Raw genomic sequence first — 10,328 nt, 5'->3', positions numbered from 1 at the left:
CTCCCGCAGGGGACGTCGCGGCGGGCGATCAGCCGGTCGATCGCCATCTTCGAGCGCACCGGGGCATCCGAGTCTGGGCTAGCCCAACCCCACACCCACACCCGCACCCCCCGCCCCGCACCCCCCGGCCCCGCACCCCCACACCCGCCCCCGCCCCGCCGCGTACCTCCGCCCCGCGCCCCGAACGCCCCGCGCCCCCACCGCCCGCTCAGGCCTTCGCCGGCACCAGCAGGCTGCCCAGGGTGTCCAGGTCCTCCACGCACCTGCCGGAGCCCAGGGCCACGCAGTCCAGCGGCGCGTCGGCGACGAAGACGGGGATGCCCGTCGCGGAGGCCAGCCGCAGGTCCAGCCCCGGCAGCAGCGCGCCGCCGCCGGTCAGGACGATGCCGTGTTCCATCACGTCGCCCGACAGCTCGGGCGGGCACTCCTCCAGCGTGCCGCGCACCGCGGCGATGATCGCCTCGACGGGCTCGTCGAGCGCGGCCCTCACGTCCGCCGTGCTCAGGGAGAGCGTCTTCGGCATGCCGCCGACCCGTTCCCGGCCGCGCACCGTGAAGGTCCGGTCCTCCCGTTCGGGCTCGTCCGGCACCGGCCAGGCCGACCCGATGCCGATCTTGACGTCCTCGGCGGTGCGTTCCCCGATGAGCAGCCCGTGCTCCTTGCGCACGTGGTCGGTGATCGCGGCGTCGAGCCGGTCCCCGCCGACCCGCAGCGACCGGGACGTGACGATGCCGCCGAGGGAGATGACGGCGACCTCGGTGGTGCCGCCGCCGATGTCCACCACCATCGAGCCGCGCGCCTCGGCCACCGGCAGGCCCGCGCCGATCGCCGCCGCCATCGGCTCCTCGATCAGGTGGACGGCCCTGGCCCCGGCCCGGGTCGAGGCGTGGACGATGGCCCGCCGCTCGACCGGGGTGACCCCGGAGGGCACGCAGATCACCATCCGGGTGCGGGGCCGCCGCCCGGGCACGGCCTTGCGGACGAAATGCCGGATCATCTCCTCGGCGGCCTCGTAGTCGCAGATCACCCCGTCCTTCAGGGGCCGGATCGCGGTGATGGAGCCGGGGGTGCGGCCGATGGTCTCCTTGGCCTCGGTCCCGACGGCCAGGGCGGTGGTGGTGCCCGCCTTGACGGCCACCACGGACGGCTCATTGAGGACGATCCCGTGCCCCCGGGCGTAGACCAGGGTGTTCGCGGTCCCCAGATCGATGCCTATGTCGCGGCTGGAAGCGGACGTGTTGGTGCTGGCCTGCGGCATTTGTTCCCCTATCTCCTGCCCGCAAGGCTTGCATAACGATCCGGTCGCGCCGGGCGCCGAACGTCCCGAAACGGCCGGGTCGAAAGTCCCCGGGCCCCCCGTCCGTAGACTGGCCCCGTGAGTGAGCAGCAGCCCGAGAGCATCGGACCCGACGACCGCGACGAGACCACCGAGGTCTTCGACCGGATCGTGGCCGAAGAGTCCGACCGCGACCCCGACCTGGCGGTGATCGAGGCCGGCAGCCGCACCCTGCGCGCCCAGGCCGGACCGCCCCAGGGCGATCCGGTACCCGCGCAGCCCCTCGACCCGGAGGTGGCACGGGCGCTCCAGGAGGTGGAGCAGGAGCTCTCCACCCGCTGGGGCGAGACCAAGCTGGAGCCGTCCGTCACGCGGATCGCCGCCCTGATGGACGTGCTCGGCGAGCCGCAGCACGCGTACCCCTCGATCCACGTCACCGGCACCAACGGCAAGACCAGCACCGCGCGCATGATCGAGGCGCTGCTCAATGCCTTCGAGCTGCGCACGGGCCGCTACACCAGCCCGCACGTGCAGTCGGTCACCGAGCGGATCAGCCTCGACGGCGCGCCGATCAGCGCCGAGCGCTTCGTCGAGACGTACTACGACATCAAGCCGTACGTGGAGATGGTCGACGCCTCCGAGGAGTACCGGCTGTCCTTCTTCGAGGTGCTCACCGGCATGGCGTACGCGGCCTTCGCGGACGCCCCGGTCGACGCGGCCGTCATCGAGGTCGGCATGGGCGGCACCTGGGACGCCACCAACGTGATCGACGGCTCGGTCGCGGTGATCACCCCGATCAGCCTGGACCACACGGACCGCCTCGGCACCACGCCCGGCGAGATCGCCCAGGAGAAGGGCGGCGTCATCAAGCAGGACGCCACCGTGATCCTGGCGCAGCAGCCGGTGGACGCGGCGCAGGTGCTGCTGAAGAAGGCCGTCGAGGTCGACGCGACGGTGGCCCGCGAGGGCATGGAGTTCGGCGTCGTCTCGCGCGAGGTGGCCGTCGGCGGGCAGATGCTGACGCTGCGCGGCATGGGCGGCGAGTACGACGGCATCTTCCTGCCGCTGTACGGGGCCCACATGGCGCACAACGCGGCGGTGGCGCTGGCGGCGGTCGAGGCCTTCTTCGGCGTCGGCGCGGAGCAGTCGCGGGAGCTGGACGCGGACACCGTGCGCAGGGCCTTCGCCTCGGTGACGTCCCCGGGCCGCATGGAGGTCGTGCGGCGCAGCCCCACGGTGGTCCTGGACGCGGCGCACAACCCGGCGGGCGCGCAGGTCACGGCGGAGGCGGTGACCGAGGCGTTCGGCTTCAGCCGGCTGATCGGCGTCATGGCCGCGAGCGAGGGCAAGGACGTGAAGGGGGTGCTGGAGGCCTTCGAGCCGATCTTCGCGGAGGTCGTCGTCACGGAGAACTCCAGCCACCGGGCGATGTCCGCGGACGAGCTGGCCGCGGTCGCGGTCGAGGTCTTCGGGCCGGACCGGGTGCAGGTGGAGCCGCGGCTGGACGACGCCCTGGAGGCGGCGATCACCCTTGCGGAGGAAGAGGCCGAGTACGGAGGGGCCGGGGTCCTGGTGACCGGTTCCGTGATCACGGTGGGCGAGGCCCGCCTGCTGCTGAGGAGGGGCTGAGGAATGCGCACGCTGTGTGCTTCGACGCTGATCGGCGAGTTCTTCGTGATCGGTTTCGCGGGGCTGGTCGCCATGAAGAACCCGGATCTGACGCAGGCCACGGTGTGGACGGTCTGCGGGATCGCCATGCTGCTGTCGGTGCTGCTGTGCGGGATGCTGTCGCGTCCGGGCGCGGTCCAGATCGGCTGGGCGCTGCAGATCGGGCTGATCCTGAGCGGGTTCGTCGTCCCGATGATGTTCTTCCTCGGCGCGGTGTTCGCGGGGCTGTGGTGGTGCTCGGTGCACTACGGCGGCAAGATCGACGCGATCAAGGCCCGCTGGGCGGCCCAGAGCGAGGCCCAGGCCTGACCGGGTCCGTGCGCGGGCGGTACACCCGGCCCCTGTAGCCTCGGGGAACCGCACCCGTTTGCCGCAAGGAGTTGGAACATGACCCAGCGCACTCTCGTCATCCTCAAGCCGGACGCCGTCCGTCGCGGCCTGGTGGGCGAGATCATCGGCCGCATCGAGCGGAAGGCCGGCTGGACCATCCCCGCTCTGGAGCTGCGCACGCTGGACCAGGAGACCCTGGAGGCCCACTACGGCGAGCACAAGGGCAAGCCGTTCTACGAGCCCCTCATGGGCTTCATGGCGAGCGGTCCCGTGGTCGTCCTGGTGGCGGAAGGGGAACGCGTGATCGAGGGTGTCCGCCAGCTGGCGGGACCCACTGACCCGATCGCCGCGGCGCCCGGCTCCATCCGGGGGGATTTCGGTACCGTCACCCGGGAGAACCTGATCCACGCCTCGGACTCCGAGGAGTCCGCCGAGCGCGAGCTGAAGCTGTTCTTCCCCACCCTGGGATGAGTCCTTCCTGACGTAACATCAGCCGAATAGCGCTCATGACCTGGGGCGACCGAAGTAATTTCGGTCGCCCTTCGGTATTGCCGGGCGGTTGCGGGAACGCATGTGCAGGACACGTCGTCACCACTAAGGGGGCGGGTTTCCGTTCCGGCGGGATTGCCGGAGTCCCGTCGCGCGGTGTCCGCACTTGCGGCACTACGATGGGGCCTCCACCCACACACCCACCTCGCCGACCTGACAGCAGCCGCTATCAACTGGAAGGCCAGACGCTCCTCATGGGGAACAAGGGGAACAACATGTCGTTCATCGGCCGTGACATGGCGATCGACCTCGGGACCGCCAACACGCTGGTGTACGTGAGGGGCCGGGGGATCGTCCTGAACGAGCCGTCCGTGGTCGCCATCAACACGAACACCGGCGGCATCCTGGCGGTCGGCTCCGAGGCGAAGAAGATGATCGGCCGGACGCCCGGCAACATCGTCGCCGTCAGGCCCCTCAAGGACGGCGTGATCGCCGACTTCGAGATCACCGAGCGCATGCTCCGGTACTTCATCCTCAAGATCCACAAGCGCCGCTACCTGGCCCGTCCGCGCGTCGTGGTCTGCGTCCCCTCCGGCATCACGGGAGTGGAGCGCCGCGCCGTCATCGAGGCGTCCACCCAGGCCGGCGCCCGCCAGGTGCACATCATCGAGGAGCCCATGGCCGCCGCCATCGGCTCGGGCCTGCCCGTCCACGAGGCCACCGGCAACATGGTCGTGGACATCGGCGGCGGCACCACCGAGGTCGCCGTCATCTCCCTCGGCGGAATCGTCACGGCACAGTCCATCCGGGTGGCCGGCGACGAGCTCGACAACGCGATCATCCAGCACATCAAGAAGGAGTACTCGCTCCTCCTCGGTGAGCGCACCGCCGAGCAGATCAAGATCACCATCGGCTCGGCGTACGACCTCGACAAGGACGAGCACACCGAGATCCGCGGCCGGGACCTGGTCTCCGGCCTCCCGAAGACGGTCGTGATCTCCGCCGCCGAGGTCCGCAAGGCCATCGAGGAGCCGGTCAACGCCATCGTCGACGCCGTCAAGACGACCCTCGACAAGTGCCCGCCGGAGCTCTCCGGCGACATCATGGACCGCGGCATCGTCCTCACCGGCGGCGGCGCCCTGCTCCGCGGCCTCGACGAGCGGCTGCGCCGTGAGACGGGCATGCCGATCCACATCGCGGAGGACCCGCTCGACTCCGTCGCCCTCGGCTCCGGCAAGTGCGTGGAGGAGTTCGAGGCGCTCCAGCAGGTACTGGACGCACAGCCCCGGCGCTGATGCAGACCCCCGTTCGGGGGCCATGCGGAACACAAGGATCCGCCGTACGGGTGCTGCCGCGCCCGTGCGGCGGATCGTTGATATACAGACCGAGAACCCCGGTGCGAGCACCGGCTCCTCCGGAGCCCGCTCCGCCGGCACGACACATGGGAAGGCACGGCCGCCGCACGTGAGGGACACACGAGAAAGCCGGCTGCTCCTGGTGCTCATGATCGCCATCGCGTTCGCGTTGATCACGGTGGACATCAGGGCAGGCGAGGAGTCACCGGTCGACGGCGCCCGGCAGGCCGCCGCAGCGGTCTTCGGCCCGGTCGAGAAGGGCGTCGCGACCGCGGTCGATCCCGTCGCCAACGCGATAGGGGCCGTCCGGGACTCCGGCGAGCGCCACAACCGGATCGCCACGCTGGAGCGCGAGAACGCCGCCCTGAAGGCCAAGCTGGGCAGCGACGACCAGACCCGCAGCCGCATCCACGAACTCGACGAGATGCTCAAGCGGGCCGGCGCCGGGCAGTACGGCATCAAGGGCGCCGAGGTCATCGCCATAGGAGCGGCCCAGGGCTTCTCCTGGACCGTCACCATCGACGCCGGCAGCAAGGACGGCATCGAGCGCGACATGACCGTCCTCAACGGGGAAGGACTCGTCGGCCGGGTCGCCACCGTGGGCCCCGACACCGCCACCGTCGTCCTCGCCAACGACCCCGACTTCACCGTGGGCACCCGCCTGGAGAAGACCGGCGAACTCGGCTTCGCCACCGGCCAGGGCGACCGCGCGCTGTCCGTGCAGATGCTCAACGGCAAGGCCAAGGTCTCCCCGGGCGACCGGCTCGTCACCTTCGGCTCGCGCGGCAACAAGCCGTTCGTGCCCGGCGTCCCGATCGGCGAGGTGGTCAAGGTCGACCCCTCGCGCGGCGACCTGACCCGCACCATCTGGGTCCGGCCGTTCGTCGGCTTCTCCCGCCTGGACATCGTCGGCGTCGTCGTCATGCCGCCGCGCGAGGACCCGCGCGACGCCGTGCTGCCGCCCAAGCCCGAGGTGAAGCCCACCCCGACGGTCACCGTCACGGTCACCCCGTCACCGTCCGCCAGTGTGCCCGGCAAGCCGGCCGACGAGTAGGAGCTGACCCCATGCGCTTCAACCGGATCCTGCTGTCGGCCACGCTCGTCGTGGTCGCGCTCGTCGTCCAGGTCTCCGTCCTGGGCCGGCTGCAACTGCCCGGCGCCGTGCCCGACCTGGTCCTGCTCACCGTCGTCGCCCTCGCCCTCGTGTACGGGCACCTCAGCGGCGCGCTCATCGGCTTCGCCGCCGGACTCCTCGCCGACCTGGCCCCGCCCGCCGACCACGCCGCCGGGCGGTACGCGCTCGTGCTGTGCGTCATCGGGTACGCCGCCGGCCTGGCCCGGCCCGACAGCGGCCGCTTCCGCTCCGCCTGGGGCCCGATGCTGACCGTCGTCGCCGCGGCCATCGGCTCCACCCTCCTGTACGCAGGCGTCGGCGCCCTCGTCGGGGACACCGCCGCACGCCACGTCGGGCTCACCGGGCTGCTGTTCACCGCGACCCTCTACGACCTGCTGCTCGCCCCGTTCACCGTGCCGTTCATCATGGCGCTGGCCCGGCGGGCCGAGAACGACCCGATGGCCGTCGAGGCGAACGGCGGCCCCGCCAAGACCGCCGACGTGTCCTCCGGCTGGCTCTCCGGCGGCACCGGCCTGCGCATCGGCAGCCAGCGCGGCGGCCTGCGCCTCAAGACCGCGCGCAGCCGCGCCAACAAGGCCGGCCGGATAAAGGGCGTCAAGGGAATCAAGAGTGTGAAGAGCGTCAAGAAGCTGTGAGGGGGGAGTTCCCGTGACCAACGTCCCCGAGACCGGCCGCACCTCCCGGGTGCAGATCCGGCTCGTCATCCTCCAGGTGCTCGTCTTCTCCTTCCTGTTCACCCTCGGCGGGCGCCTGTGGTACCTCCAGATCCGCAACGGCGCGGAGTACTACCACGAGGCCAAGAGCAACCACGTCCAGCAGGTCGTCCAGCCGGCCGTGCGCGGCTCGATCCTGGACGCCCGCGGAGTCCCGCTCGCCGACAACGAGACCCGTCTGGTCGTCTCCGCCAGCCGCACGGCGCTGATGAAGATGAAGGACAAGGGCAAGGGCGTCCTCAGCCGGCTCTCCGACGTCCTGGACATGAAGTCCCAGGACGTCATGAACAAGGTCCGCATCTGCGACTCCCAGACCCCCAAGCCCTGCTGGAACGGGTCCCCCTACCAGCCCATCCCGGTCACCACCGAGGCCACCACCCAGCAGGCCCTGCAGATCCGCGAGCGCCCCGAGGAGTTCCCCGGCATCACCGCCGAGCCCACCGCCGTACGCCGTTACCCCGCGCCCGGCGGCGCCAACACCGGCCAGGTGCTCGGCTACCTCTCCCCGGTCACCGACGACGAGATCCAGAAGGCCAAGAACACCAACTCGCCGCTGCTGCGCTCCGACCAGGTCGGCCGCTTCGGCCTGGAGCGCACCTACGACCGGACCCTGCGCGGCAAGTCCGGCGTCACCCGCTACGAGGTCGACAACCTCGGCCGGGTCATGGGCCAGGCCAAGAACGACCCGACCGTCCCCGGCGCCCACCTCGTGACCAGCATCGACGCCCGCGTCCAGGGCGTCGCCGAGTTCGAGCTGAACGCGGCCATGGTCGAGGCCCGCAAGCAGATCGACCGCAACACCGGCGTCCCCTACAAGGCCGACGCCGGCGCCGTCGTCGTCCTGGAGTCCAAGACGGGCCGGGTCGTCGCCATGGCCTCCATGCCCACGTACGACCCGAACGTCTGGGTCGGCGGGATCTCCGGCAAGGACTACGCCAAGCTCACCGCCAAGGAGTCCAACGTCCCGCTGATGAACCGGGCGATCCAGGGCCAGGCCGCCCCGGGCTCCATCTTCAAGGTCATCCCGACCGCTGCCGCGGTAAACGCCGGGTACAAGTTCGACGGCGAGTACCCCTGCCCGAGCTCCTACTCGATCGGCGGCCAGGTCTTCAAGAACTTCGAGTCCCAGGGCCACGGCTCGATCACCCTCGGCCGCGCCCTCGAAGTCTCCTGCGACACCGTCTTCTACGCCCTCGGCCACAAGGAGTGGCTCAAGGACGGCGGGCTGCACCCCAAGAAGCCCCCGGCCGAGATCTTCTACAAGACCGCCCACCAGTTCGGCCTCGGCGCCGAGACCCACGTGGACCTGCCGGGCGAGGAGAAGGGCCGGGTCCCGGACCGCCGGTGGAAGCAGGCGTTCTGGCAAGCCAACAAGGACATGTGGTGCAAGACCGGAAAGAAGGGCGGCACCTACGTCGAGCTGCTGTCCTACGAGAACTGCCTCGAAGGCAACCTCATGCGCGCCGGTGACGCCATCAACTACTCCATCGGCCAGGGCGACACCCTCGTCACCCCGATCCAGATGGCCACCATCTACGCTGCCATCTGCAACGGCGGCACCATGTGGAACCCGACCATCGGCAAGGCCATCATCAGCGCGGACGGCAAGCAGACCGAGGAGATCAAGCCGCAGGCCCACGGCAGGCTCCCGATGACCGAGACCACCCGCCGCCAGATCGGCGAGGCCCTGGAGGGCGTCGCCACCCGCGGCACCGCCGCCTGGCGTTTCGGCGGCTGGCCGCAGAAGCAGATCCCCATGCACGCCAAGACCGGCACCGCCGAGGTCTACGGCAAGCAGACCACCTCGTGGTTCGCCACGTACACCGAGGACTTCACGATCGTGATGACGATCTCCCAGGGCGGTACGGGTTCGGGTGCCTCCGGCCCCGCCGTCCGCAACATCTACAACGCCATCTACGGCCTCGACATGGCCGGCAAGCAGGACGTCAACAAGGCCTTCCTGCTCAAGCCGCAGAAGACGCTGCCCACCATCCAGCCCGACGGCTCCATCGACGCCCCCGACATCAAGCCGTACGTGCCCCCGTCCCCGGAGGAACCGGTGCCCGCGCTCGCCGGTCCCCCCGCCCCGCCCGTCGCGCGGCAGGACTGAGACCCCGATGCAGACCGCGAACAAGTTCTCCGTATCCCGGTACGCGCCCGAGCGCGGCGCGATGGCCAAGCTGACCTCGCGCGACTCGGTGCTGCGCCGCCTCGACTGGCCGATACTCCTGTCGGCGCTCGCCCTGTCCTTCATCGGCGCCCTGCTGGTGTGGTCGGCGACCCGCAACCGCACCCAGCTCAACCAGGGCGACCCGTACTACTTCCTGATCCGGCACGCCATGAACACCGGCATCGGCCTCGTGCTGATGATCGGCACCATCTGGCTCGGCCACCGCACCCTGCGCGGCGCCGTGCCGATCCTGTACGGGATCTCCCTGGTGCTCATCCTCGCCGTGCTCACCCCGCTCGGCGCCACCATCAACGGCGCCCACGCGTGGATCGTGATCGGCGGCGGCTTCTCGCTCCAGCCCTCCGAGTTCGTGAAGATCACGATCATCCTGGTCATGGCCATGCTGCTGGCCACCCGGGTCGACGCCGGCGACCTCACCCACCCCGACCACCGCACCGTCGTCAAGGCGCTGTGCCTGGCCGCCGCACCGATGGGCATCGTCATGCTGATGCCCGACCTCGGCTCCGTCATGGTCATGGTCATCATCGTGCTCGGCGTACTGCTCGCCTCCGGCGCCTCCAACCGCTGGGTGTTCGGGCTCCTCGGCTCCGGCGCGGCCGGCGCCGTCCTGATCTGGCAGCTCGGCGTGCTCGACGAGTACCAGATCAACCGCTTCGCGGCCTTCGCCAACCCCGACCTCGACCCCGCAGGCGTCGGCTACAACACCAACCAGGCGCGCATCGCGATCGGCTCCGGCGGCCTGACCGGCTCGGGACTCTTCAAGGGCTCGCAGACCACCGGCCAGTTCGTGCCCGAGCAGCAGACCGACTTCGTCTTCACGGTGGCGGGGGAGGAGCTGGGCTTCCTCGGCGCCGGGCTGATCCTCGTCCTGCTCGGCATCGTGCTCTGGCGGGCCTGCATGATCGCCCGGGAGACCACCGAGCTGTACGGGACGATCGTGTGCGCCGGGATCATCGCCTGGTTCGCCTTCCAGGCGTTCGAGAACATCGGGATGACCCTCGGGATCATGCCGGTGGCGGGACTCCCGCTGCCGTTCGTCTCCTACGGAGGATCATCGATGTTCGCCGTGTGGGTGGCGGTCGGACTACTCCAGTCGATCAAAGGGCACCCGCCGAGTTCGGCCCATCGGGGCCCAGCCTAGGGCCCGTCCCCCCCCCCCTGCCCCGGCCAC

Annotated in this window: 9 protein-coding genes; 8 read left to right on the top strand and 1 reads right to left on the bottom strand. The window is 70.4% G+C overall.

Annotated features, from left to right (window positions below):
* Nucleotides 1-208 precede the first annotated feature (208 nt).
* Nucleotides 209-1,258, bottom strand: a complete 1,050-nt coding sequence (locus tag ACFXA3_RS22680) for a rod shape-determining protein (RefSeq protein ID WP_385189336.1) — start codon at nucleotides 1,256-1,258, stop codon at nucleotides 209-211.
* Nucleotides 1,259-1,375: 117 nt separating this feature from the next.
* Here ACFXA3_RS22680 and ACFXA3_RS22675 point away from each other — a divergent pair, with 117 nt between their 5' ends.
* The 8 genes from ACFXA3_RS22675 to rodA all read left to right on the top strand — a co-directional run bounded on the left by ACFXA3_RS22675 (nucleotide 1,376) and on the right by rodA (nucleotide 10,298).
* Nucleotides 1,376-2,905 (top strand): bifunctional folylpolyglutamate synthase/dihydrofolate synthase, encoded by a 1,530-nt coding sequence (locus ACFXA3_RS22675; protein WP_385189333.1) that lies wholly within the window; start codon nucleotides 1,376-1,378, stop codon nucleotides 2,903-2,905.
* A 3-nt stretch (nucleotides 2,906-2,908) separates the two neighbouring features.
* Nucleotides 2,909-3,253, top strand: coding sequence for a DUF4233 domain-containing protein (locus ACFXA3_RS22670; protein WP_385189330.1), 345 nt, complete (start codon nucleotides 2,909-2,911; stop codon nucleotides 3,251-3,253).
* A gap of 78 nt (nucleotides 3,254-3,331) precedes the next feature.
* Nucleotides 3,332-3,745, top strand: a complete 414-nt coding sequence (ndk, locus tag ACFXA3_RS22665) for a nucleoside-diphosphate kinase (protein WP_376196579.1) — start codon at nucleotides 3,332-3,334, stop codon at nucleotides 3,743-3,745.
* Between the two features lie 293 nt (nucleotides 3,746-4,038).
* Nucleotides 4,039-5,058, top strand: a complete 1,020-nt coding sequence (locus ACFXA3_RS22660) for a rod shape-determining protein (RefSeq protein WP_008738981.1) — start codon at nucleotides 4,039-4,041, stop codon at nucleotides 5,056-5,058.
* A 169-nt stretch (nucleotides 5,059-5,227) separates the two neighbouring features.
* Nucleotides 5,228-6,172, top strand: coding sequence for a rod shape-determining protein MreC (mreC, locus tag ACFXA3_RS22655; RefSeq protein WP_385189327.1), 945 nt, complete (start codon nucleotides 5,228-5,230; stop codon nucleotides 6,170-6,172).
* A gap of 11 nt (nucleotides 6,173-6,183) precedes the next feature.
* A complete protein-coding gene (gene mreD, locus ACFXA3_RS22650; protein ID WP_385189325.1) occupies nucleotides 6,184-6,888 on the top strand; it encodes a rod shape-determining protein MreD in 705 nt (234 codons plus the stop codon).
* A 13-nt stretch (nucleotides 6,889-6,901) separates the two neighbouring features.
* Nucleotides 6,902-9,076, top strand: a complete 2,175-nt coding sequence (gene mrdA / locus ACFXA3_RS22645) for a penicillin-binding protein 2 (protein WP_385189323.1) — start codon at nucleotides 6,902-6,904, stop codon at nucleotides 9,074-9,076.
* 7 nt (nucleotides 9,077-9,083) lie between these two features.
* Entirely contained in the window at nucleotides 9,084-10,298 is a 1,215-nt protein-coding gene (gene rodA, locus ACFXA3_RS22640) for a rod shape-determining protein RodA (protein WP_385189321.1), read from the top strand.
* Nucleotides 10,299-10,328: the final 30 nt, after the last annotated feature.

Source organism: Streptomyces sp. NPDC059456, from assembly GCF_042750055.1.
GTDB lineage: Bacteria > Actinomycetota > Actinomycetes > Streptomycetales > Streptomycetaceae > Streptomyces.
Note: the sequence above shows the minus strand (reverse complement) of the source record. Positions and strands in the feature narration are given on the sequence as shown.